Origin of the sequence: Algoriphagus sp. NBT04N3 (genome assembly GCF_019443765.1) — a bacterium.
Classification (GTDB): domain Bacteria; phylum Bacteroidota; class Bacteroidia; order Cytophagales; family Cyclobacteriaceae; genus Algoriphagus; species Algoriphagus ornithinivorans.
The window spans coordinates 4,202,783-4,225,400 of sequence record NZ_CP048415.1 but is presented as its reverse complement, the minus strand read 5'-3'; the positions used below and the strand labels follow the sequence as shown (position 1 = coordinate 4,225,400).

Below are 22,618 nucleotides of genomic sequence, written 5' to 3'. Positions count from 1 at the left end.
ACCTATCTGATTAGGGTGATTCCTCCGCTCTTGGTAGTTTGGATACCTTCGCGGTTGGTATAGGTGATTTTATATAGATAGTTTCCTGCAGGTAAGATTTGTCCGCGGTAGGATCCATCCCATCCACGAGCTTCCAAACCTGATTCAACAAATAGCCTTTCTCCCCAAGTATTGAAGACTTCCATATGAAAGGCAGTGATTGCCTTCATTTTTGGTAAGAAAGTGTCATTTAATCCATCTCCGTTTGGCGTGAATGCATTCGGGATGACTACCATTTCAGTGGCTGTTGCCACCTGAATTCTGTTCGTTTCAAAAGAAGAGCAACCATAAATATCAAAGCCCGTCAATTTCACTTCATAAATCCCTGCTTTTTCAAAAACATGAATTGGGTCTTTTTCTGAGGAGACTGTTCCGTCTCCGAAATTCCACTCCCAGGCAATAAATTCAGGAGCAATCTCACTTTCAAAAAGTATTTCTTCCCGGGTAAGTACTTCTGGATCAGCATTGATAACCAGTTTTCTATAGTTAAAATCAAGTCTTCCTCCCTGAGTGGCCGCCTTAGGAAAATCTACTTTCGCCTCTGTTTCTACTTTACAACCCAAGGCATCGGTGATAGTCACCTTTAGCGTTCCCGATTGGTTGAAAGTGATTTCTTTCTTGTCAACCTCACCTGTGCTCCACTTAATTTTAAATGGTGCTTTACCTCCTTGGAAAGAAACCCAAGCATTTCCTTTTACTGTACCTTGATCACAGTTCACCTCAAGGGCTGACTCGATTCTGGCTGTGATTGATTCATTTTGACCAACCTGAACAGCTTTAGTGGATGAGCAACCACTTTCATCTGTCACTTTCACTTCATATGTGCCAGCAGCTAGATTTTTCCTAGAAAGACTACCTTTTACTCCGTCTGACCAAGTGATATCAACAGTTCCTTTTGCTCCAGTTACTTTGATTTCAATTTCTCCATCATTTTCACCTGAGCAGCTCAAGTTTTTGGATTGAACCAGCTGAAGAGTTAATGCTGATTGATTTTCAAGCTTAAATTCTTGTTGGATGAAGCAACCTGAGGCATCAGTAACCTTTACTTGGTAAGTACCTGCTGGAAGGTTTTTGATTTCAGATCCGGTCATGCCATTGCTCCAAGAGTAGGTATATGGTGCTGTTCCTCCATTAATATCCAAAGTGATTTGGCCATTTTCTGATGAAGAACAGCTTGGAGCAAGGACATTGGACTTAAGCTCCATTCCTTTTGGCTCATCCACTTTGTAAATACCCTGAAAAGCACAACCCTTAGTATCTTTAATCAATACCTCATAAATCCCGGATTTAAGGTTTGAAATATCCTTAGTGCTAGCACCGGTATTCCACTTATAAGTATATGGTCCAACACCTCCACTTACAGAAAGAGAAATTGTACCGTCATTTTTTCCTTGGCAAGAACTGTTGGTGATAGACTCCGATACGCTCATTCCTGCAGATGCAGATCCTATTTCAAAGCTGGTTGTGACATCACAATTATATTTGTCGATGACGGTTACAGTGTATGTTCCTGGCTTAAGATTGTTTGCCTCCCAAACATTGGTCAGACCATTGCTCCACTTTACTTTATAAGGCTCTCCTCTTCCGATTTTGACAGAAATTTTTGCTGAGCCATCATTTCCGGAACCGCAACTTGCATCTTTCTTTTCAACAGGATTTAAAATCAAAGGGAAAGGCGGTTGAACAATGATCTTTTCTACATGCTTGTATCCAGTAGCATCTGTAATTTCTACTGTGTAAGTACCCGCAAAAAGATTGGTTCTGTTTTGAGTGGTTTCATTGGTATTCCATCTAAAAGTATAAGGAGGAGTTCCTCCTTTGATATCCAAATTAATATGCCCTTTCTCAGAATGGGAGCACAGAGCAAGTTTACCGCTAACCTCTACTTGAATTGAGTTGTAAGTCAGTATTCTCTCATTAGCTGATTTGGGAACTTCAAAAGAAAATTGGGCAAAAACAGGAAAATACAATCCAATGCTCAGGAGGAGCAGAAGAAGTGATTTTCCATATATTTTTAGCCCTAATTGCATTTCGTTTACTGACTATGGATTTCGATGGGTAAAATTTGCCTTATAAAACGTATTTTGTGTATTTCATTTTTTAGAATATTATTTTTTGTAAATCATATACAGCAAAATGATATTCTATGAAATCACTATTTACACCTAATAATAATAGTTTCATTCTAATTTCCAAGAGTATGGATATACGAAGCAAATATGAAATGCAGCTTTAAAAAATCTTATTTTTCTAGAAATTCTACCATTTCCAAAAAATAGCGGTGATGAAGCTTTTTTTAGGTGACGAAATGAAAAAGGCCTGAAAAACAGGCCTCAAAATTTTTTTAAAATATTTTTGATTTTTTTTCGTTCGAATCAGCTTTCCTTCTGAAAATCAGTATCTGAAGCAAGGGATAGTGCGTGCCCTAAGGTTTCTGTTTTTGGCATCTCCCCATAAAAATCTATAAGTAACTGAGACTTCATGTGCTCCTCCGGAGTTTCTCAAGCCTAATTTGGAGACCGTAAAATCGTAAGAGTATCCTATGTCCAGACCGGTCGGAAGTGACACTCCTACTAAGCCGATAATTGACTCATTGTTGGGTAAGGAGTTTTTGGTAGGTAAACCTCTATACCAAAGTCCCAATACCAATGGATCCAGGTACAACTGCGTGCCAATATCCAATTGATTAAAAGGATCTTGTTGTTTGTAATTAAATGCAAATGAAATCGCCCGTTCTTGGTAGGCATGGGTAAAATAATCCCTTCTTCCTCCCGTGAAATCAAACTTGAATCCCCCTTGAGCTGAAAGCTTCATCGGGAGTTTGGACATTTGACCTTCCACAAAAGAAACATTGGGCTCACTGAGATGATGCGCAGAAGCACCTAACCAGAAGTTTTTACTGTAAAACATCCCCCCTAGAGCAAAATCAAAAAAGTTGTATCTACTGTCAATCGGAATCCCATCCAGCTCGTCTGTAATACCGCCGATTGTTCCATTGATGATATCTATTTGAGTTCCGAAAACCAAGTCAGAGAAAAAAGCATCCCGCTGCATATAACTTGCTTGCCCACCAAATCTAAAAAAGGTTTCCTGTCCCAACTGCAATTTATAAGCATAGGAAAGTCCTACCTCATTGGTGGCTAGATTAGCCATACTTTCTCTATTGCCATTGAAAATAAGACCAATACCACTATTGTAGTCAAAAATATAATGGTCTATGTAAAATGAATAGGAATTGAAATTTTGGTCCAGGCCAGGCCATTGATTTCGGTAATTGACGCCAATTCTGGTAAGCTCGGAAGCACCTGTCAATGCTGGATTCAGATAAAGAGGAGCGGCATAGAATTGAGAATACTGTACATCCTGAGCTAAGGTGTTTATCCCTAGCCCCAGTAAAAGTACCAATCCTATTAATTTCCTCACCATACGTAATCCCTCCTTCTGCAAATTAGCCATTAGCCAATTGGCAAAAGAATTTTGAATGTTAAAAGGTTATGAAACTACTAGGGCTTATGATTGGGGTGATCAATCAATTATTTGTTTCTGACCTTTTTTAACTAAACTATAGATCTATAATCACCCTCGATATTCAATAACTATACCAAAGACTTCTTGCCTTTGGAAACATTCGACTAAATATCGATAACCACTTGATTTCTAGTCAAATCCTCTATCGTCTCTCTAGTCCTGATTAAATGGGATTTCCCTTCCCATACTAAAACTTCGGCAGGTCTCAAGCGGGAGTTATAATTAGAAGCCATGCTAAACCCGTAAGCCCCCGCATTTTTGATTACTAAAATATCCCCTTCTCTTACTTCAGAAAGCTCCCTGTCTGAAGCAATGGTATCAGTTTCACAGATGTACCCGACAATATTATACGTATGAGTGTTTCCATCGGGATTGCTCAAATTATAGACATCATGATAAGCATCATATAGCATGGGCCTCAACAAATGATTCAGGCCGGAATCAACACCTGCAAAAGTAATGGAAGGTGTCTTCTTCACTACATTGGTTTTCACCAGCAAGTACCCAGACTCACTTACCAAAAACTTACCTGGCTCTAGCCACAGCTCCAATTGCTTCCCATATTTTTCACAAAATTGCTGAAAAGCCTCGCTAACTTTTTCTCCAACTTCCTGAATATCCGTTCTCGGATCTCCCTCCTTATAGGCAACCTTAAACCCTCCTCCACAATCGATAAACTCCAGGTCTGGAAACTTAAACGCTGTTTCGAATAAAACATTGGCTCCTCTTAAGAATATTTCTGCATCTAAAATATCAGATCCGGTATGCACATGAAGCCCAATGATCTTGAGGTTTTTTTCTTTGACAATTTCCAGAATTTCAGGAAGTTGCTCTATGGAAATCCCGAATTTACTAGCTTTATGACCTACGGAAATTTTGATATTCCCTCCAGCCATGATGTGAGGATTGATCCGGATACAAGCGCCCACTTTGTTTCCATAGACCTCACCAAATTTTCGCATCAAAGGAAGACTGTCCAAATTGATCATTACCCCCAATTCTACGGCCTCCTGAATCTCATCAAAGCCTACTCCGCTCGGAGTATACATGATTTCTGAAGGCTGAAAACCTGCCATCAATCCCAATTTCACTTCCTCCAAGGAGACTGCATCCACTCCAGCACCCGCATTTTTGATCAGTTTGAGTATACTGATATTGGATAAAGCCTTGGTCGCGTATTTTATTTTTAAAGGTACTCCCAGAAAAGCCTTTTGAATAGCATGCACTTGATTGGTGATTTTCTCACCGTCATACACATAAAGAGGCGTTCCATATTTTTCAGCAATAGATTCCAAGGAAATTCCTTGAATATGAGTAGGTTTAATAGCTTGTGGCATGTTCTCAAATTTGGCCACAAAGATAGCTAAATAGCCCTAGAATGAAGAATAAATAGCCCTCAATTAGCATCGCAAAGAGGCTTTCTGGGTACAAAATCCCATTTAAACTTGCCTTCAATGGTCTTTCATTCAAGCCGTTAAATATTGTTAACCCTACCTTTCTCCCCCGATAAGCCTTTAAATTTGTAACATGTCCAAAAATAAGATCACTTTAATAATTGTTTTGATGTCCGTAGCCAGCCTTGGCTTGGTGGGATTTCAATACTATTGGGTGAGAAATGCGATCCGAATCAATCAAGAAAGGTTTGATCAGGATGTCTATCAAGCATTGGCAGGGACTACAGATCAACTCGAAAAGAGTGAAGCTAGTGACGTTTTGCTAAGCCAATTAATGAAGGACCCCATTCTTCAAAAATCACTTTTTGAGAAAATTGAACCTATTGATTTTGAAATTCGCCCCAAATCAGGTTTTAGAAGGGGGCCCTCTATCATCGATACCTTAAAAATTACTCCCGTTCCTCAGGTCAGTGCTACTTTCAGAAGGATGCTGGAATCCAGAGGAATTGACTTATCCGTTTTACAGGAAATGGAAAGATTTTTTACGCTTATGACTCCTGAGGTAGCCTCTACTATTTTTACTCCGGATGAAATGGCTATCCTTTTGGAGGAAAAGGAGAGGCAGTTACAATACCTCAGCCAAGTGGAAGTATACAGTTTGGGACCAACAGGGAGCTACTTGGATCCAAACTTCGAAAAAGAGGTCAATGTCTCCGAGGATGCCTTGGAAAAAATCAAAAAAACCAACCTCAAAATTGACCTGATTAACCAAACTTGGGAAGAAATGGCAGCTGGGCAAAAAGCCATTTTAAACCGCCTTGATACTTCTCAGGTAAGAAAACTGGTCAAAAATCACCTGCTGGAAAGAGGAATTTATGAAGATTTCGAATTGGGCCTGTTAAAAGACGATGGTCTCTTGATGCCTATCGGACCTGTGTCTGAACCATTCCGACTAGTTCAATATGGCATACAGGCCAAGCTTTTCCCCAATGACATTTTTGGAAAGGAGAATTACCTCTACATATTCTTTCCGGAGAAAAACAACCATGTACTTCGTCAGGTATGGCTACCCGTGTCCTCTTCCATCTTATTTATCGGAGTAATCATCTGGTGTTTCATCTATGCAATTCGTGTCATTTTCAAACAAAAAGCGCTTTCGGATACAAAAAATGATTTCATCAATAACATGACTCATGAGTTTAAAACTCCATTAGCAACGGTGAGTTTGGCGGTGGAAGCACTTCAGGACCCTGAGCTTTCATCTCAGGATAAATTTAGAACCCGGTATTTAGGCATTATTAAAGATGAAAATAAAAGGCTTGTAGCCCAAGTAGAAAACGTATTGCAGGCAGCTGCGTTAGATAAGAAGGATTTTAAACTTAAGGTGGAAGACATCGACCTTTCCGAACTCCTGGAGAATGCAGTGGATCATTTTTCATTGCAGATAGAAAAAAGAGAAGGAAATATTGAGTTTGAAAATGAATTAAGCGATGGACTGATAGAAGGAGATTTGTTTCATATCACTCATATATTCAATAATCTCCTCGACAATGCCAATAAGTATAGTAGGGAAAAGCCCACTATCCATATCAAGGCTTGGGAAAATGAAGAACAAGTTTGGGTAAGTATTTCGGACCAAGGAATAGGAATGAATAAGGACGCCCAGAAGAAAATATTTGATAAATTTTATCGTGTACCAACGGGAAACCTCCACGATGTAAAAGGATTTGGATTGGGCCTTTCTTATGTAAAAACCATGCTGGAAGCCCATAAAGGAGAAATTCAAGTACAGAGTGAGTTGGGAAAAGGAAGTACATTCACAATTAATCTACCCAAAAAACAATGAGCAAAGCAAAACTACTAGTGGTGGAAGATGACCCAAATTTGGGTGATATCTTAAAGGAATATCTCGAAATGAAAGGCTATGAGCCCACACTTTGCCGGGATGGGGAAGAAGGATGGAATAAATTCAAAAAAGATAAATACGACCTTTGCCTTTTGGACATCATGATGCCCAAAAAGGATGGCTTTACCTTAGCAAAGGAAATCAAAAAAGTACAAGATGATCTCCCTATTCTGTTTTTGACTGCGAAAAACCAAAAAGACGATATCATCGAAGGATTAAAAATCGGAGCAGACGATTACCTTACCAAGCCCTTCAGCATGGAGGAATTGTTGTTGAGGGTCAATGCAATTTTGAGAAGAACACAAAAATCGACTGAAGTAGAAGCCTTGAAAGTTTACAATTTCGGAGATTTTGAATTGCATTACGATGAGCAAGTCCTTGATGGTCCTAAAGGCAAGCATAAACTCACTTCTAAAGAAAATGAATTGCTGAGACTTCTAGCTTCGGAGATGAATAGATTGGTCAATCGATCCCACGCACTCAAGCAAATCTGGGGAGATGACAGTTATTTCAACGCCAGAAGTATGGACGTTTATTTGAGTAAAATTCGAAAGATATTAAAAGACGACCCCAAAGTTCAGATCATAACGGTACATGGAGAAGGCTTTAAACTGATTGTTGGGGAATCTTAATTCAAAATAACCCAAATCCAACCGTGAGTTCGCTCACGGTTTTTTTTATACTAAAACCGCTCCAATGCCATTCCTTTCAGGAAAGGTCACTTTTTCAGGGCTAATTTTAACTCCATCTGCCGGATCTTTTGCCAGCAACATCGCCCCATCCATATCCACATAATCCAAAAGTGGAGCGATATGAGCGATCGCAGAAATTCCCACCGAGGATTCAGTCATGCAACCCACCATGGTTTTCATTCCCAATCTTTTCGCTTCTTGAATCATTCTCAAACCAGGGGTAATCCCGCCTGCCTTCACCAACTTAACATTAATCGCGTGAAAAAGACCGTGGCATTTTCTCACATCTTCTTCTACAATGCAACTCTCATCTGCCATTACAGGCAACTTGGAGTGCAAATACACCTCCCGCATTCCTTCCAAGTCATCCTTGCCTAAAGGCTGCTCCATAAACTCCACTCCTAATTTGACCAATTCTTCAGAGTTTCGGATGGCCTCCTCAGCGGTCCAAGCGCAATTTGCATCTATTCTGAAAACAGCATCGGTATGCTTCCTCAGTTCCTTCACAATTGCCAGATCATCGTGAGTTCCTAATTTGATTTTATAAATAGGCCAATCCACCTCCTTCATTTTCTGAACCATCTTTTCAATACTGGCAATTCCTATAGTGAAGTTGGTGGTGGGGATGTTTTCAGGATTTAACTGAAGATAATGAAATAGCTTTTGCCCCTGCTTTTTTGTGAATAGATCCCATGCGGCCATATCCAGTGCACATTGAGCAAAGGGGTTGCCTTTGAAATAATCTTTACCCATGGCCCAGAGCGATTCTGGATTAACCGTTTTAGCACCTTCCAATACAGGTCTAAATGCTTCTAAGGCCTCCGTCATAGTATCAATTGTGACGCCGTAGAAGGGGTTGGTAGTGGACTCTCCTAAACCGAAAAAACCTGCATCCTCCAATGTCACGATGAGTGTATCCTGAATATCCCTGCTTTGATGGGCAATCGTGAAGGTATGTCGGAGTGGTAAATCAAATACCTGATAAGATAATTTCATGGGAAGAAAAGAGTCTGAATTGTAAGTAATAGGCCGATTTTTCAACAGAAGATTCCTAGATTTACTTCTATTCCTATCCTATCTGTTTGAAAACATGAAAATAATGAAGAGAAATCAATTTAGCCTGTTTTTGCTGTTTTTAGTTTTTATTATTGGATGCAAAACGGCAAATGAAGAAAAGTTTGAAAGCCTGGATACTCCTTTTTTGGAAAGTGCCTTTGAAAAATTTAAGGAGCCCGCTATTACTCATAGACGATTCAAGCATGCTGATTTACAACCATTGATTCAAAAGCATCAAAATTCTTTTCAAATAACAGAATTGGGGAAGTCAGTAGAAGGAAGATCCATAACATCTTTGGATTGGGGTAAGGGTTCAACCAAGGTCATGCTTTGGTCTCAGATGCATGGAAATGAAAGCACCGCCACCATGGCTATATTTGATCTTTTCAATTTCTTGGAAGCATCCGGAGACGAATTTGATAGCTTGAGAAAGCTCCTGAAAACTTCCCTCAGCCTCAAGTTTATTCCCATGATCAACCCCGACGGAGCGGAAATATTTCAAAGGAGAAATGCTTTAGACATAGATTTAAATAGGGATGCAATTTCTCAGATTTCTCCGGAAGCTGTGATTCTAAAAAATGCAAGAGACAGCTTTGAGCCCGAATTCGGGTTTAACCTACATGATCAACAGGTTTATTATAATGTGGTAAATACAGCGAAGCAGGCAACTATTTCTGTTCTAGCTCCTGCCTATAATTATGAAACAGAAATCAATGAGGTAAGAGGAAGAGCCATGAAAACCATAGTGGGAATGAACAGGCTTTTGCAAGAGCTTATTCCCGGACAGGTAGGAAAGTATGACGATGCATTTGAGCCACGAGCTTTTGGAGATAATATCCAAAAATGGGGAACCAGTACGATCCTGATTGAATCTGGAGGCTATGTTGGTGACCCAGAAAAGCAGTATATCCGTAAATTAAACTTCCTGATAATCCTGAATGCTCTACATCAAATTGCCACCCAATCCTACGCACAGCATAGCATTGATGAATACTTTGCAATCCCTGACAACGATTTACAATTGGTTGACCTGATCATCAAAGAGATGCAAGTCGAAGTTGAGGGGAAAAAATTCCCTGTCGATCTAGCGATTCGTAGAAGAGAAAGCAATGCAGACAGTACTTTTTATGTTACTGGAAACGTCGAAGATTTAGGAGATATGCAGGTCTATTTTGGCTTTGAAGAAATAGATGCAACAGGTTTAAGTTTTAAGGAAGGTAAGGTATTCGAGCAAGAATTTGAAAACTTGGCAGCTATCAGTTCAGAAGAAGCGATGGAGCTATTGAGACAAGGCTATTTGGGAGTTAAGATAAAAAATGGAAAGCCTGGAGATCTTCATCAATTACCCATTCTGGTTTTACAGAGTAAAAAAGATTTCAATTCCGGCTGGAAGACAGGCTCTTCGCCAAACTTCTTTATAGCAGATGGCGATTTACTGAAATACGCAGTGGTAAATGGATATCTCATTGACCTTGAAAACCCTAAAGAGCAGGTTCTGAAGCAGCGGGTTTTCTAAGCGTTAAAATTTATGAATTGACCAAAAGCCTGGATTCCTTCCGGGCTTTTTTTCGTATAAAATTTTTATATTAATCCATTAACAAACCACTATGAAAGCATCTTCCATTATTTTTTCTTTGGCCATAGTTCTTTCTTCTATCGTACTGGGCCATGCAGTAATCAACCGAAACAGGCCACAAGGCACCATTAATGTGACGGGCTTAGGAGAAAGTAATTTCACTTCTGACCTGATCGTATGGGAGGGAAATTTCAGTCGGGAAAGCAAAGACCTTCAGACTGCCTATTCCAATCTGGAAAGAGATCGCGAATCGGTCACAAGCTATTTAGTTTCCAAAGGAATTCCGAAGGAACAATTGGTTTTCAACGCGGTCATCACAAACCCCCAATACCAGCAAAACTACTCCAATGACGGAAGATACATGGGGCAAACCTTTACTGGATATCAATTGAGTCAATTCTTACAAATTGAATCCAAGGAAGTAGAAAAGGTGGAAAAAATCAGCCGGGAAATCACGGAATTATTAAATCAAGGAATTGCTTTTTACTCCCAACAACCCCGATACTACTATACCGAATTAGAGTCGCTCAAATTGGAAATGATAGCAAAGGCAACTGAAGATGCCAGAATTCGCGCGGAGCGTATCGCTGAAAATTCAGAGGCAAAACTAGGCGATTTGATTTCTGCCAATATGGGAGTTTTTCAAATCACCGGACAAAATTCAGGAGAAGATTATTCCTGGGGAGGAGCCTTTAACACCAGTTCAAAAAACAAAACTGCATCCATCACAATGAAATTGGTTTTTGAATCAAACTAATGTCTATATCCGCTTTTTCACCACTAAATAGAAAATATTGCTTAGTAATAGGCAAAAGGATCAGAATTCGGGAAGCTTCGGTCTTCGGTCTTCACCCTTCAATCGGTCAAGCAAAGAAAATATGGTAATTGGCAGACATGCAGACAACCATACAAATTTATTTTTCCAAACAATTTCTCAGCCAGTGGATTCTATCTAAGTGGTTCTATTGGCTGTTTTCATTCAATTATTTACGAGCATGACTCTTTACGACTTCCAATCCGATAGTAAGAAATCAGACTGGAGAATTATCGATGATGTGGTCATGGGTGGAAGATCTGATGGCTCATTCTCTATAAATTCAGATGGGCATGGAGTATTTGAGGGGAAAGTTTCCCTAGAAAATAATGGTGGCTTTTCCTCGGTCAGATATCAACCTGATAAAACCATCATAGATGGAGCTTCTCATGTAAAAATTCGGCTTCGAGGTGATGGAAAGACCTATCAATTCCGGTTTAAAAGAAAGCGATCAGATTATCATTCCTATGTGGCAAGTTTCCAAACAAGCGGTGAGTGGGAGGAAATAACCATCCCCTTAAACCAATTCAAACCTGCCTTCCGAGGCAGAGACCTCAACATGGAAAATTTCCCGGGAGATCAAGTAGAAGAAATCGCATTTTTGATTGGGAATAAAAAGGCTGAAAGCTTCAAGCTAGAAATCGACTACATCAAATTATTCTAAAGGAAGGCTTATTTTGCACCATGGCAAAAGCTAATCCTCAGGAAAAACCCACATTACATTCCAGAAATTATCATCACTTATCTTACGACTTGGAGGCGCTAGCCAAAAGCTTTCCCGGACTTGCCGTTCACATCTTTACCAACTCTTTTGGAAATCAAACCATTGACTTTGCCGATCCAAATGCGGTAAAAGCTCTAAACAAGGCGCTATTAATACATTTTTATCAAGTGGATTTTTGGGATATCCCAGAAGGATTTCTAATTCCTCCGATTCCTGGCAGAGCAGATTATATCCATTATTTAGCAGATCTTTTAGCATCCAAAAATCAGGGAAAGGTTCCTAAAGGAACTAAGGTTCAGGCTCTGGATATCGGAACTGGCGCCAATTTGATTTACCCATTAATTGGTAATTCAGTATATTCTTGGTCCTTCGTCGCTGCGGAAATAGAAGAGCCGGCATTGAAAAATGCTCAAGAAATCCTGGCTAAAAATCCCGCATTCAACAAAAAAATCAATCTCCGGAAACAAGAAAATGAAACCAAAATATTTCAGGGAATTATTCAACATGATGAATACTTCGATTTGACCCTTTGTAACCCTCCCTTTCACAGTTCTGCACAGGAGGCAAAACAAGGAAGTCAACGAAAAGCCAAGAATCTAAACTTAAAAAGCAATGAGCTCAATTTTGGCGGGCAAAGTCATGAACTTTGGTGTAAAGGGGGAGAATTGGAATTTGTCGGACAAATGATTCAAGAAAGCGCTCATTTTAAGAATCAGTGTTTTTGGTTTACTTCCCTTATTTCCAAAGAAGCTAACCTCAAGCCACTTACAAATAGACTTAAGCAAGTTGCTGTAAGCGAATATGAGATTATTGAAATGGCTCAGGGCAATAAAAAATCCAGGTTTTTAGCCTGGACTTATCTGAATTCAAAACAACAGGAGAATTGGAGTAAATTCCGATGGAAATAGCTTATAAAGCTAAAGCCATGGGAATTAATAGCAGATAGCCCGCTATTCCGATTACCCAACCGAAAGCCTGCTTCAGACCCGAAGAGTATCTTAATTCTTCCGTGTTTTTGAAAATAATTCCTCCCAATCCTGCAGCGATTGGAGTAAATACTAAAGGCATTAACCAAGAGGAAGATATTCCTTCTTGAAAAGCCAAAATTAAAATCATCAGAGCTAGCGTGAATCCCGCGTGTTTGATGAAAGTCATTCTGTTAGAACCGGAGTTCTGAAATGGATGAGCCGTGGATTCCATGGTGGTAGTGGTTTAGTAATCAAGACTTTGTTATACGGATCAATTCCAGTACCGTTCAAGAAAAAAACAGGTTTTTGAAGACCTGTTTTTTCTTAAAATTTCCTAATGCTTAATTCAGCGTATATTCTACAGAGATTTCAGTGTTTAAGACTTTGGAGATAGGACAATTTTCCTCCGCATCTTTCACCAATTCTGCAAATTTTTCCTCTGTAATTCCATCTACCTTAGCTTTTAGCACAAGGTGGGATTTCTTCAAGGAACCATCCTCGAATGTTATATTACAAGTAACATCTAATTCCTGAGGAGGAAAATCAGCTCCGCTTAAATTAAAGCTAAGCTTCATTGCAAAACATCCAGCATGAGCTGCTGCTATCAATTCTTCAGGATTGGTTCCAACGCCATCCTCAAATCTGGATTTAAAAGAATATTGAGTTTTGTCTAAAACTGTGCTAGGAGTAGTCAAATGACCATTACCGTCTTTTCCGCTTCCTTGCCATACGGCAGTTGATTTTCTAATCATGGATTAAAGTGTTTTGGTTAAAAATCTATCTTATCCATGTAATCAAATACGAAGCAGAATAGTTCTTGGATTAGTCTGATTTCTTTGAAAATAGCTTTGCTATCCTTCGAAAAATTTGCTTTTCCTTTTCCCAGAAAAATCGGAACTGGCCGAAGATAAAGCCATAAATCAACAAGAATATTTGATAGAGCGGTAAAACCAGCAAGAGATACAGAACTGTGTTGACAAAGCCACCTTTTTCAACTCCGAAAAAATCCAAAACCGGGTTTTTGATAAATAAAATTGTAAAGCCCGTACAGGCGAAAACTACCAAAACCAAAACTACCTGAAGTAGGCTATCAAGTTTCCATTTAGTCTGTAATCGCTGAAGAAAGCCGGGTTTTTGTTCTTTATTTTTCATGGAAAGCTTTAATAATTTGGAAAAAGGCGAGGAAAAATCCTCGCCTTTCAATTATTACCAAGTAAACACGCCCTCATTTAAGTTTTGAAGGGCATCTTTTTTAAACTTCGAGTCAATCAATAAGGAGACATTGTGTCGGCTACCTCCGTAAGAAACCATACGGATAGGAAAATCAACCAAGCTATCCATCACTGATTTTACTGCACCTCTGGTTTCAGAAACCATATTACCAACAATACATATGATAGATTGATTTTCGTCCACTTCCACAGAACCCAACACCTCCAACTCCTTTAAGATTTGTTTCAGGTGAGTAAGGTCATCAATAGTCACTGATACTGCCACTTCAGAAGTGGTGATCATATCGATGGGAGTCTTATATTTTTCGAAAATCTCAAATACTCTCCTCAAGAAACCATAGGCTAAAAGCATCCTGCTGGACTTGATTTTGATGGCAGTAATTCCATCTTTGGCAGCAATGGCTTTGACGCCCTTTGCTTCAACTCCGGCTTTGATCAAAGTGCCATGGGCTTCAGGGTCCATGGTATTCAAGAGTCTGACAGGCACATTGTATTGCTGAGCCGGCCAAATAGAAGCAGGATGTAGGATTTTAGCACCGAAATAGGCCAGCTCGGCCGCTTCATCGAAAGATAGCTCAGCAATAGGTCTAGTTCTGTTCACAATGCGAGGATCATTATTATGCATCCCGTCAATATCTGTCCAAATCTCACAAACTGAGGCATGGATCGCTGCAGCCACAAGTGAAGCCGTGTAATCAGAACCTCCACGCTTCAAATTGTCTACTTCATTTCTGTGGTTTTTACAGATATATCCCTGGGTAACAAATAATTTTTGTTCTGGATGCTGAGCTAAAATTGCTTTAAGTTTCTCTGAGATTTTTCCCAGTTCAGGCTCGGAATTTTCATCAATACTCATGAAATCCAAGGCAATTAAAAATACTGCAGGAATTTCGAGTTCTTCCAAAAGTGTATAAAACAACTTTGTGGATAGCAATTCTCCCTGAGCCAGAATATCTCTATTAATCGCCTCGTTAAAGGAAATTTTCAAAATAATATTCAAAAACTCAAAATGTTCTTTGATGATATCTTCAGCCTTTGCTCTGCCTTTTTCAGTTTTTAAAAGCTGAGGATAAAAATCCATATAGTGAGCATGAAGAGCATCGATTCTCTCCTTTGCCAATATTCTATCAGCATCAGCCAAAGCCTCTCCTATCCCTACAAGGGCATTGGTAGTTCCAGACAAAGCTGATAATACAACAATTGTGGGTTCATCTCCACGGGTTACCAGGTCTTTCACCTGATGCATACGCTCGGGCTTTCCTACGGAGGTTCCCCCGAATTTCATTACTTTCATTGGTAGAGTTTGTCTTTTAGATTACCCTTAAGTCTGCTGCTTTTCGCTTGTATATCATCAAGCAATTTCCACAATAGATTCAAGGATGAATAATAGGTTTGTTATAATAGGTAAAGCTTGAAAATGGGACTCGAAAGTCTATTCTTTTACTGCTAGTTCTCTTTAAAAACCAAGCATTTTGATCGCGGTGATTGCCGCTTCATCTCCTTTGTTTCCATGCTTTCCGCCTGCCCGATCCATGGCCTGCTGTTGATTGTTTGGAGTTAAAACCCCAAAAATTACCGGCTTGTTATATTTCAAGCCAACATTGGTAATTCCATGTGCAACAGCATCACAGATAAAGTCAAAATGCTTAGTCTCTCCTTGGATCACGCAACCTAAACAGATTACTGCATCTATACTTTCATCCTGAGCACACCATTGAGCTCCTAATGTCAGTTCAAAAGAGCCTGGCACATTTTTGCGAATGATATGCTCTTTCTTTGCTCCATGCTGTAGCAATGTTTGATAAGCGCCGGAATACAATGCTTCCGTCACATCTTCATTCCACTCCGAAACAATGATTGCAAATTTTTTGCTGCTGATATCCTGGATATTCTTGGAGCTATGCTCACTTAAACTTTTTAATGATGTTGCCATCTGAGGTTAATTTTATGAAATGTGGTAAACAAAAAAAGAGTAAGATCGCAAGGACCTTACTCTTCTAATTGGTGCTAGTATTCAGCATTACTTAGCGGCAAGGCCTTCTAAGCGAGCTTTGTGTTTTCGTGCAGCAGCATACTCATAAGACTCGAAATATTTCTCTTCGATCTCTCCATAAGTTGAAATAGCTTCTTGAGTTTTTCCTGCTTCTTCATAGGCTACGGCCAATTTGAATAAATACTTAGGCGTAAAGTATTTATTTTCTTCGCTGCTTGCAGCTTTCTTGTAATTGGAAATAGCCTTATCTAAGTTACCTGTTTCCAAGTATGCATCTCCTAAAAGAGCATAAGCTTTAGATTGAACCAAGAAATCATCCGCAGAGAAATCTTCAAGATAATTGATTGCGTCAGTGAAGTTTCTTTCAGAAAGGTAAATAGATCCGATATAGAAATTAGCCAAATTGGCTGCATCAGTACGAGGATACTCTTCTACAATCTGAAGGAATCCAGGATTAATCCCGTCACCATTCAAGGCAAACTCAATACTATCTTGCTCATAAAAATATACCGCCTGGAACATTTCTTCCTGAGCTTTCTCATTTTGGTTTGCATTGTTGATCTGGAAGAAAAGAATTCCTCCTATCAATAGGATTGCAGCGATCAAAACGCCACCTAATATTTTGCTATTTTTCTTCAAAAAAGCCTCACCTCTGCTGAGTCTGTCTGCCAAAACCTCTGGGTTTTCCAAAAGTTCGTTAGGATCTTCTTGTGCTTTTTTGGTTAATTTCTTTGCCATGTTACTGATTTTTCAGGCGCAAATATACGTTTTTTATGAATTACACAAAGCCCAATAAAAAAGCCATGAATCCACCTAGTTTTCATGGCTTTCTGAGCTTTGGATATGAATTATTCCATTACAAAAGGATAGTCCTCCTGTATATAGACATCTTTGAAAGCATCCTGACCATCAGGCCAAGGTGACTCTTCTGCAAATTTCACAGCTTCAGTCACTTGCTTTTTCACTTTTGCATTGATTTTTTCAATCTCTTCGTCGCTTAGGATATTGTTGTCCTTAATAGTCTTCAATACCTGCTCGATAGGATCTTTTTTCTTGTAGTCCTCTACCTCTTCTTTGGTTCTGTATTTCTGAGGATCGGACATGGAGTGTCCTTTGTATCTATAAGTTCTGAATTCCAGCAAAGTTGGTCCATCACCTTTTCTGGCTCTTTCAGCTGCCTCAGCCACCGCTTCATGGATAGCTTCTACATTCATTCCATCAACAGGGAATGCAGGCATATCATAAGACTCTCCGATTTGGTATAGTTCGGTAACATTGGAAGTACGGGCAACTGAAGTACCCATTGCATAACCGTTGTTTTCGATCACAAAGATCACCGGAGTCTTATAAAGCATGGCCAAGTTGAATGCTTCATGCACAGCCCCTTGACGAACCGCTCCATCACCCATATGACAAATACATAGGTTTTTGGTGCCTTTATATTTTTCAGCGAAGCCGATTCCCAGACCCATAGGTACTTGAGCACCTACGATCCCGTGACCTCCCATGAAATTTCTTTCCTTATCGAAAATGTGCATAGAACCCCCTTTACCTTTGGTTGTTCCTGTTGCTTTTCCATATAATTCTGCCATCACAGCGCCTGGATCAGTACCCAAACCCAATGGGTGTGCGTGATCTCTGTAAGCTGTGATCCACTTATCATCTTTCTCCAAAGCTGTGATAGCTCCGGCGGCGCAAGCCTCCTGACCTATGTAAAGGTGACAGAACCCGCGTATTTTTTGTTGACCATAAAGTTGTCCGGCTTTCTCCTCAAATCGTCTCATCAAGAGCATGCTCTCGTACCAGAACGTATAAGTTTCTTTCGAATATTTTACCTTTGACTTGGTCGCTGCAGTTTTCTTTGCCATATCGTAATGATCAAAATATGCTATTTTAGGCCCCAAATATAACCAACCTCTCCTAAAAATCAGGCTGCCGCTAAAATAATTACCCAAACAGATGTATCTAAAGTCCCTGGAACTCTTACAATTCAAAAATCATGAGAAGACCCGAATGGACTTTAGCACGCAGATTAATTGCTTTACTGGGCTAAATGGAAGTGGAAAAACCAACATTTTAGACGGAATCCACTACCTATCGCTCACCAAAAGTGCAGTGCAATCTAGTGATACCTTGAATGTGAAGCATAACAAAGATTTTTTTGTGATCAAGGGACAATTTGAACTGGATCAAAAACCGCTTGAGGTAAGATGTACCTTTGAATTAGGAAAAAAGAAACAGATTTGGCAAAACGGAAAGGCATTAGACAAAACTTCTGAGCATGTAGGGTTAATCCCATTGGTGCTGATTGCACCAGATGATACAGAATTGATCAAAGGTGGAAGTGAGGGAAGAAGAAAATTTTTTGATGGCTTGTTGTCGCAATTGGATAGAAACTATTTAAATCAACTGATCCGGTATCATCATTTTTTAAAACAGCGGAATGCCCTTTTGAAAAAATTTGCCGAAACAGGAAGAAGAGATTTGACTCTTTTGGGAAGTTACGATGAGGAGATGATTCGGTTAAGTCAGATTTTGGCTAAGCGCAGAGCAGAATTGATGGACGAGGTGGCTCCTATGCTTCAGGCACATTACGCTGAAATTTCACAAGGACAGGAAAAGGTAACTATCCTCTATGAGACGGAAGCACTTCGAGAAGATTTTGCAAGCTACTTTCAAGGCCTTCGGAAAAAGGATTTTATAACCAAGAATTCCAATGCAGGAATTCACAAGGATGATTACAATTTCCTGATCGGAGAGCACCCTATCCGAAAAATTGGAAGCCAAGGGCAACAGAAATCCTTTATTATCGCTTTGAAATTAGCCCAGTTCCAAATTTTTGAAAGCGCTAAGGGGGAGAAGCCTCTACTCTTATTGGATGATATCTTTGACAAACTGGACGATACCCGAATTGCCCAAATGATGCAATTGATTTCCAAACATACCTTTGGGCAGATTTTTCTGACAGATGCAAGACCCGAACGCTCACAGGCCATTTTGACTGAGCTGGATTCGGAGGTGTTTTTCTTTGGGGTTGAAAATGGCCAAGTCAGTCATTGAAACGAACTTAAAATGGGAGATTTTCGATATAATAATTAACTTTATAAAGAGTCTTATTTTTTCATATTGAAACATAAAAATGAAAGAGATGACAATTACTATAAACAAAAAAAACAAGGATGATTTAAAGAAGATTCTTAAAGAGAAAAAGGATCAATTAGATCAGTCCGGTAAGCTCCAAAAGCACTTTGGAAAGCTAAAAAGAAAATTGGATGGTCTTGATTATCAAACAGAGATAAGAGAGAATGAAGATTGATTTTTTTGCTGACACCAATTTTTTAATCTATCTGCTCGAAGGAAACAATATTGCCAAACCCTTCTTGGAATTCGATTTTGCAATCTCGTTTGTCACTGAAGTTGAATTACTTGGATTTAAAGGAATATCCAAGCCGGAAGAATTAAAGATAAAGGCACTTATCAATGATTGTTTTCTTACAGAATGGAATTTAAAAATTAAGGAATGGACCATTGACCTTAGGAAAAAGTATAACCTGCGGCTTCCAGACTCTATAATTGCCGCTTCATCCTTATCAATGGGAATACCGTTAATCACCGCAGACCAAGGATTTTCTAAGATAAAGGAATTAGATCTTATATTCCTAGAGGTTTAATTTTTAATACCTGCAATGCAGGTCAATGCACCTTTTTAGAAAGTAATTAAATACCAAAATCCCCAGAAAGAAATAAAAAAGAGGCCTAAGCCTCTTTTCATTTATTTCCACAATTCAGCTGGATATTCTCCAGAATCATGCAAAGATTTTAAGGCCTCGATGACTACGGGTTTATCTTCTGTGTAGGTCACTCCAAACCAAGTTTTACCTCCAGGCAAGATTTCAAAAGCAGCCTTACCTGACTGTATTAAATTATTTGCAACCGTTGGAATATAGAATTCCGACTTGAGGTTTTCCTTATTTGCAGGAAGAAAATCCTTCCACATTTGCTCTACATCTACAAAAACATCCGGATGAAATCCCCAGAAGTTCATGCTGACAGGAGTGTTTTCAGCGATTTCTAGCACCTCACCTTCTCCTTTGCTGAGAATTTTTCCTCCTTCACGAGCGATTGAAGTGCGCTCGGTCATTCCTATCAATTGCCCTTTCTCATTCGTTTCGCAAACTCCCCGGCTTACAGTTCCATTTTCTGAAAGCACATTTTGAATAGCATAGCCTACCATGGCATGTAAATGAGGACGAGCATCTTTTGACAAAAACTTTCCGATCTCTTCGAAAGCTTCCTTTCCGTAAAAATCATCTGCATTGATCACAGCAAAGGGCTCCTTAACTGCATCCTTTGCACATAATACTGCATGCGCCGTTCCAAATGGCTTTACCCTATCCGCTTGTTTCAATTCCGCAGGCACAAAGCTATCCAAAGACTGTATTACCCAATCGACTTCAATTTTACCTTGAAGCTTTGGAAGAAACTTTTCTTTGGCAACATCCAAAATCTCTTGCCTTACGATAAATACGACTTTTCCGAATCCTGCCCGGATGGCATCAAAAATGGAATATTCTAAAATGGTTTCTCCATTAGGGCCGAAACCGTCAATCTGCTTATTCCCTCCATATCTACTGCCCATACCAGCAGCTAATACTACTAAAGTTGGTTTTTGAGTCATTCCTCTGTGTATCTGTTAAAAACGTGTGCAAAATTAATTGAATTGCCCACTGCAACAAGTAAATGAAATTCTAAATTGGATCTGGACAGGTTTAAAATTCATCCAGACTTTTATTTTTTTACATATATTTTTTCAAATAAGGGTCATTTATCGCCCATAACTATCAAAATGAGAGGCAATTTTTTAAAAATCAAGATATTTTTTTAACCCATTTTTGATTTTCATGTAAAATTTAAAGTACTTTCATGCCGAATTCTCAACAAACCTTTAAACTCATTGAAAAAATGAAAAAAATAGAAGCGATTATCCGGACTTCACGCTTTGAGCAAATTCATGCCTGTATTTCCGGTTTGGGAGTGAAATTTCTCTCATTCTATGAAATCAAGGGAATGGGCTTCGAACACGCCCGGCAGGAAATGTACCGCGGAGTCGCCTATGAACCCGCATACATTCCAAGAACGAAATTAGAAATCGTCACTACAGATGATCTGGTAGAATCAGTCATTCAATGCATTCTGAAAGAGGGTAAAACAGGAGAAATCGGAGACGGAAAAATCTTTGTTTTCGATGTATTGGAAGCTTACAGAATCAGAAATAACGATCAAGGCGAAAAAGCGCTTTAATAATCACCGAACCTATTCAAACCTATGCAAGAATTATTTACCGTCAACAACCTGTGGATGATGATGGCCACCATTTTGGTCTTCATTATGCACTTGGGCTTTGCTAGTCTGGAGGCCGGACTGACAAGAGCAAAAAATACCGTCAATATCCTATTTAAAAACACCATTATCCCTGCAATAGGGCTTTTAACCTATGCACTGGTTGGGTTTAACTTGATGTATCCGGGAGCGGGATTCGAAGGAGCTGTTTTTGGCTTCGCCGGTTTTGGTCTCGACCTTCCTGAAGGTTGGGATACTTCTAATTATAATGAAGGATATACCTTTTTTACAGATTTTATCTTTCAGGCAATGTTTGCAGCCACAGCTGCTACGATAGTGTCCGGAGCTGTCGCTGAGCGCATCAAGCTAGGGCCATTTATTTTCTTTTCTATTCTCTACGTGGCCATTTGCTATCCAATTGTAGGAATGTGGAAATGGGGAGGAGGATTTTTGAATACTTTGGATACTCCATTTTATGATTTTGCAGGATCTACGATTGTTCACTCAGTGGGTGGCTGGGGTGCCCTCATAGGAGCCTTCTTATTAGGTCCTAGAATCGGCAAATACACCGAAAGAGGAATGAGTGCTATTCCAGGTCATAATTTGCCACTTGCAACCTTTGGTGTCTTCTTACTTTGGTTTGGCTGGTTTGGCTTCAACGGGGGATCCGTTTTGAGCGCAGACCCGGGAGCCGTTTCCAAAGTATTTGTGACTACTTCTATGGCTGCTGCTGCAGGAGCTTTTGGAGCTTTGCTTGTATCCTACATCAAATTCAAATCCTATGATATCACCATGGTACTCAACGGTATCCTGGCTGGACTAGTGGGAATTACCGCCGGGGCAGATCAAATGAGTTTGAATGAATCAGTCATCATCGGTTTTATAGGTGGTGGATTGGTAGTCTTTGGCGTAGTCCTGTTTGATAAAATCAAAGTGGACGATCCAGTGGGAGCTATTTCCGTGCACTTAGTCGGAGGTATTTGGGGAACATTGGCTGTCGGAATCTTTGGGGATTTGGCAGGCTGGAGTCAGTTTGTATCCCAACTAATCGGAGTAGGAGCAGTAGGATTTTTCTGTGTGCTTTTCGCAGGAATTATTTTCTATTCCATGAAAAAAACTATTGGTATTCGGGTAGATGAAAAAGAAGAAGTAGAAGGACTGGATATCAATGAACATGGCATGAGAGCTTATCCCGATTTTGCCAGCAAAGATTAATTTCATTATATGGAAATCCGCTTTCTTACCAGAATTGACAAAAATATAGCTTATTGTCTGCTGAAAGGATCAAAATCCGGAAGCTTCGGTCTTCGGTCATCGGTCTTCCAACCTGTCAAGCAAGGAAAATAAGGCAACTAG

General features: G+C 39.6%; 23 protein-coding genes. 11 read left to right on the top strand and 12 right to left on the bottom strand.

The features are described from left to right. Positions 1-2: 2 nt before the first annotated feature. From GYM62_RS18445 to lysA, 3 genes are all read right to left on the bottom strand, one after another. On the bottom strand, positions 3-2,069 hold the full coding sequence (locus GYM62_RS18445; RefSeq protein ID WP_219957472.1) for a T9SS type B sorting domain-containing protein: 2,067 nt from the start codon (positions 2,067-2,069) through the stop codon (positions 3-5). Between the two features lie 364 nt (positions 2,070-2,433). After that, the gene (locus tag GYM62_RS18440; protein ID WP_255590429.1) at positions 2,434-3,495 is read right to left on the bottom strand and encodes a type IX secretion system membrane protein PorP/SprF; all 1,062 of its coding nucleotides are present in this window, start codon (positions 3,493-3,495) and stop codon (positions 2,434-2,436) included. 176 nt (positions 3,496-3,671) lie between these two features. After that, positions 3,672-4,904, bottom strand: a complete 1,233-nt coding sequence (gene lysA / locus GYM62_RS18435; protein ID WP_219957471.1) for a diaminopimelate decarboxylase — start codon at positions 4,902-4,904, stop codon at positions 3,672-3,674. A 190-nt stretch (positions 4,905-5,094) separates the two neighbouring features. On the opposite strand from lysA, the gene GYM62_RS18430 reads away from it, so the two are divergent. Both GYM62_RS18430 and GYM62_RS18425 read left to right on the top strand, forming a co-directional pair. Next, entirely contained in the window at positions 5,095-6,807 is a 1,713-nt protein-coding gene (locus GYM62_RS18430; RefSeq protein WP_219957470.1) for a sensor histidine kinase KdpD, read from the top strand. Then, complete coding sequence (locus GYM62_RS18425; RefSeq protein WP_091653099.1) at positions 6,804-7,499, top strand: response regulator transcription factor; 696 nt, start codon at positions 6,804-6,806, stop codon at positions 7,497-7,499. The genes GYM62_RS18430 and GYM62_RS18425 overlap by 4 nt, the downstream gene beginning before the upstream one ends. 45 nt (positions 7,500-7,544) lie before the next feature. Here GYM62_RS18425 and GYM62_RS18420 read toward each other — a convergent pair whose 3' ends face one another. Then, entirely contained in the window at positions 7,545-8,555 is a 1,011-nt protein-coding gene (locus tag GYM62_RS18420; protein WP_219957469.1) for a dipeptide epimerase, read from the bottom strand. Between the two features lie 103 nt (positions 8,556-8,658). Between GYM62_RS18420 and GYM62_RS18415 the strand changes: the two genes are divergently transcribed. The 4 genes from GYM62_RS18415 (at position 8,659) to rlmF (ending at position 12,637) form a co-directional block, all read left to right on the top strand. Continuing rightward, the gene (locus GYM62_RS18415; RefSeq protein WP_219957468.1) at positions 8,659-10,131 is read left to right on the top strand and encodes a M14 family zinc carboxypeptidase; all 1,473 of its coding nucleotides are present in this window, start codon (positions 8,659-8,661) and stop codon (positions 10,129-10,131) included. Between the two features lie 91 nt (positions 10,132-10,222). Beyond that, a complete protein-coding gene (locus GYM62_RS18410) occupies positions 10,223-10,948 on the top strand; it encodes an SIMPL domain-containing protein (RefSeq protein WP_219957467.1) in 726 nt (241 codons plus the stop codon). 238 nt (positions 10,949-11,186) lie between these two features. Then, entirely contained in the window at positions 11,187-11,669 is a 483-nt protein-coding gene (locus GYM62_RS18405) for a CIA30 family protein (RefSeq protein WP_219957466.1), read from the top strand. Positions 11,670-11,689: 20 nt separating this feature from the next. After that, a complete protein-coding gene (rlmF, locus tag GYM62_RS18400; RefSeq protein WP_219957465.1) occupies positions 11,690-12,637 on the top strand; it encodes a 23S rRNA (adenine(1618)-N(6))-methyltransferase RlmF in 948 nt (315 codons plus the stop codon). Between the two features lies 1 nt (position 12,638). Here rlmF and GYM62_RS18395 read toward each other — a convergent pair whose 3' ends face one another. From GYM62_RS18395 to pdhA, 7 genes are all read right to left on the bottom strand, one after another. After that, positions 12,639-12,929, bottom strand: coding sequence for a hypothetical protein (locus GYM62_RS18395; RefSeq protein WP_219957464.1), 291 nt, complete (start codon positions 12,927-12,929; stop codon positions 12,639-12,641). 109 nt (positions 12,930-13,038) lie between these two features. Then, on the bottom strand, positions 13,039-13,449 hold the full coding sequence (locus GYM62_RS18390) for an OsmC family protein (RefSeq protein ID WP_219957463.1): 411 nt from the start codon (positions 13,447-13,449) through the stop codon (positions 13,039-13,041). 70 nt (positions 13,450-13,519) lie between these two features. Further along, entirely contained in the window at positions 13,520-13,849 is a 330-nt protein-coding gene (locus tag GYM62_RS18385; protein WP_219957462.1) for a DUF6787 family protein, read from the bottom strand. 54 nt (positions 13,850-13,903) lie between these two features. Continuing rightward, on the bottom strand, positions 13,904-15,223 hold the full coding sequence (locus GYM62_RS18380; RefSeq protein ID WP_219957461.1) for an aspartate kinase: 1,320 nt from the start codon (positions 15,221-15,223) through the stop codon (positions 13,904-13,906). Between the two features lie 162 nt (positions 15,224-15,385). Further along, positions 15,386-15,862, bottom strand: a complete 477-nt coding sequence (gene ribH, locus GYM62_RS18375) for a 6,7-dimethyl-8-ribityllumazine synthase (protein WP_091653123.1) — start codon at positions 15,860-15,862, stop codon at positions 15,386-15,388. 87 nt (positions 15,863-15,949) lie between these two features. Further along, entirely contained in the window at positions 15,950-16,660 is a 711-nt protein-coding gene (locus tag GYM62_RS18370; protein ID WP_219957460.1) for a tetratricopeptide repeat protein, read from the bottom strand. A gap of 110 nt (positions 16,661-16,770) precedes the next feature. Then, positions 16,771-17,790 carry a pyruvate dehydrogenase (acetyl-transferring) E1 component subunit alpha gene (gene pdhA / locus GYM62_RS18365; RefSeq protein WP_219957459.1) on the bottom strand — a complete coding sequence of 340 codons (1,020 nt, stop codon included), beginning with the start codon at positions 17,788-17,790 and terminating at the stop codon, positions 16,771-16,773. 91 nt (positions 17,791-17,881) lie between these two features. Between pdhA and GYM62_RS18360 the strand changes: the two genes are divergently transcribed. From GYM62_RS18360 to GYM62_RS18350, 3 genes are all read left to right on the top strand, one after another. Continuing rightward, positions 17,882-18,982, top strand: a complete 1,101-nt coding sequence (locus GYM62_RS18360) for a DNA replication/repair protein RecF (RefSeq protein WP_219957458.1) — start codon at positions 17,882-17,884, stop codon at positions 18,980-18,982. Between the two features lie 79 nt (positions 18,983-19,061). Continuing rightward, entirely contained in the window at positions 19,062-19,238 is a 177-nt protein-coding gene (locus GYM62_RS18355) for a hypothetical protein (protein WP_219957457.1), read from the top strand. After that, the gene (locus GYM62_RS18350) at positions 19,228-19,593 is read left to right on the top strand and encodes a type II toxin-antitoxin system VapC family toxin (RefSeq protein WP_219957456.1); all 366 of its coding nucleotides are present in this window, start codon (positions 19,228-19,230) and stop codon (positions 19,591-19,593) included. Before GYM62_RS18355 ends, GYM62_RS18350 begins: the two co-directional genes overlap by 11 nt. A 101-nt stretch (positions 19,594-19,694) precedes the next feature. Here GYM62_RS18350 and GYM62_RS18345 read toward each other — a convergent pair whose 3' ends face one another. After that, on the bottom strand, positions 19,695-20,600 hold the full coding sequence (locus GYM62_RS18345; RefSeq protein ID WP_219957455.1) for a sugar phosphate nucleotidyltransferase: 906 nt from the start codon (positions 20,598-20,600) through the stop codon (positions 19,695-19,697). A 284-nt stretch (positions 20,601-20,884) separates the two neighbouring features. On the opposite strand from GYM62_RS18345, the gene GYM62_RS18340 reads away from it, so the two are divergent. Both GYM62_RS18340 and GYM62_RS18335 read left to right on the top strand, forming a co-directional pair. After that, positions 20,885-21,223 (top strand): P-II family nitrogen regulator, encoded by a 339-nt coding sequence (locus GYM62_RS18340; RefSeq protein ID WP_091653723.1) that lies wholly within the window; start codon positions 20,885-20,887, stop codon positions 21,221-21,223. Positions 21,224-21,247: 24 nt separating this feature from the next. After that, positions 21,248-22,477, top strand: a complete 1,230-nt coding sequence (locus GYM62_RS18335) for an ammonium transporter (protein ID WP_091653140.1) — start codon at positions 21,248-21,250, stop codon at positions 22,475-22,477. Positions 22,478-22,618: the final 141 nt, after the last annotated feature.

Coding starts and splice junctions, on each gene's coding strand:
- GYM62_RS18445 (WP_219957472.1), bottom strand. CDS start 2,069: ATGCAATTAGGGCTAAAAATATATGGAAAATCACTTCTTCTGCTCCTC.
- GYM62_RS18440 (WP_255590429.1), bottom strand. CDS start 3,495: ATGGCTAATTTGCAGAAGGAGGGATTACGTATGGTGAGGAAATTAATA.
- lysA (WP_219957471.1), bottom strand. CDS start 4,904: ATGCCACAAGCTATTAAACCTACTCATATTCAAGGAATTTCCTTGGAA.
- GYM62_RS18430 (WP_219957470.1), top strand. CDS start 5,095: ATGTCCAAAAATAAGATCACTTTAATAATTGTTTTGATGTCCGTAGCC.
- GYM62_RS18425 (WP_091653099.1), top strand. CDS start 6,804: ATGAGCAAAGCAAAACTACTAGTGGTGGAAGATGACCCAAATTTGGGT.
- GYM62_RS18420 (WP_219957469.1), bottom strand. CDS start 8,555: ATGAAATTATCTTATCAGGTATTTGATTTACCACTCCGACATACCTTC.
- GYM62_RS18415 (WP_219957468.1), top strand. CDS start 8,659: ATGAAGAGAAATCAATTTAGCCTGTTTTTGCTGTTTTTAGTTTTTATT.
- GYM62_RS18410 (WP_219957467.1), top strand. CDS start 10,223: ATGAAAGCATCTTCCATTATTTTTTCTTTGGCCATAGTTCTTTCTTCT.
- GYM62_RS18405 (WP_219957466.1), top strand. CDS start 11,187: ATGACTCTTTACGACTTCCAATCCGATAGTAAGAAATCAGACTGGAGA.
- rlmF (WP_219957465.1), top strand. CDS start 11,690: ATGGCAAAAGCTAATCCTCAGGAAAAACCCACATTACATTCCAGAAAT.
- GYM62_RS18395 (WP_219957464.1), bottom strand. CDS start 12,929: ATGGAATCCACGGCTCATCCATTTCAGAACTCCGGTTCTAACAGAATG.
- GYM62_RS18390 (WP_219957463.1), bottom strand. CDS start 13,449: ATGATTAGAAAATCAACTGCCGTATGGCAAGGAAGCGGAAAAGACGGT.
- GYM62_RS18385 (WP_219957462.1), bottom strand. CDS start 13,849: ATGAAAAATAAAGAACAAAAACCCGGCTTTCTTCAGCGATTACAGACT.
- GYM62_RS18380 (WP_219957461.1), bottom strand. CDS start 15,223: ATGAAAGTAATGAAATTCGGGGGAACCTCCGTAGGAAAGCCCGAGCGT.
- ribH (WP_091653123.1), bottom strand. CDS start 15,862: ATGGCAACATCATTAAAAAGTTTAAGTGAGCATAGCTCCAAGAATATC.
- GYM62_RS18370 (WP_219957460.1), bottom strand. CDS start 16,660: ATGGCAAAGAAATTAACCAAAAAAGCACAAGAAGATCCTAACGAACTT.
- pdhA (WP_219957459.1), bottom strand. CDS start 17,790: ATGGCAAAGAAAACTGCAGCGACCAAGTCAAAGGTAAAATATTCGAAA.
- GYM62_RS18360 (WP_219957458.1), top strand. CDS start 17,882: ATGTATCTAAAGTCCCTGGAACTCTTACAATTCAAAAATCATGAGAAG.
- GYM62_RS18355 (WP_219957457.1), top strand. CDS start 19,062: ATGAAAGAGATGACAATTACTATAAACAAAAAAAACAAGGATGATTTA.
- GYM62_RS18350 (WP_219957456.1), top strand. CDS start 19,228: ATGAAGATTGATTTTTTTGCTGACACCAATTTTTTAATCTATCTGCTC.
- GYM62_RS18345 (WP_219957455.1), bottom strand. CDS start 20,600: ATGACTCAAAAACCAACTTTAGTAGTATTAGCTGCTGGTATGGGCAGT.
- GYM62_RS18340 (WP_091653723.1), top strand. CDS start 20,885: ATGAAAAAAATAGAAGCGATTATCCGGACTTCACGCTTTGAGCAAATT.
- GYM62_RS18335 (WP_091653140.1), top strand. CDS start 21,248: ATGCAAGAATTATTTACCGTCAACAACCTGTGGATGATGATGGCCACC.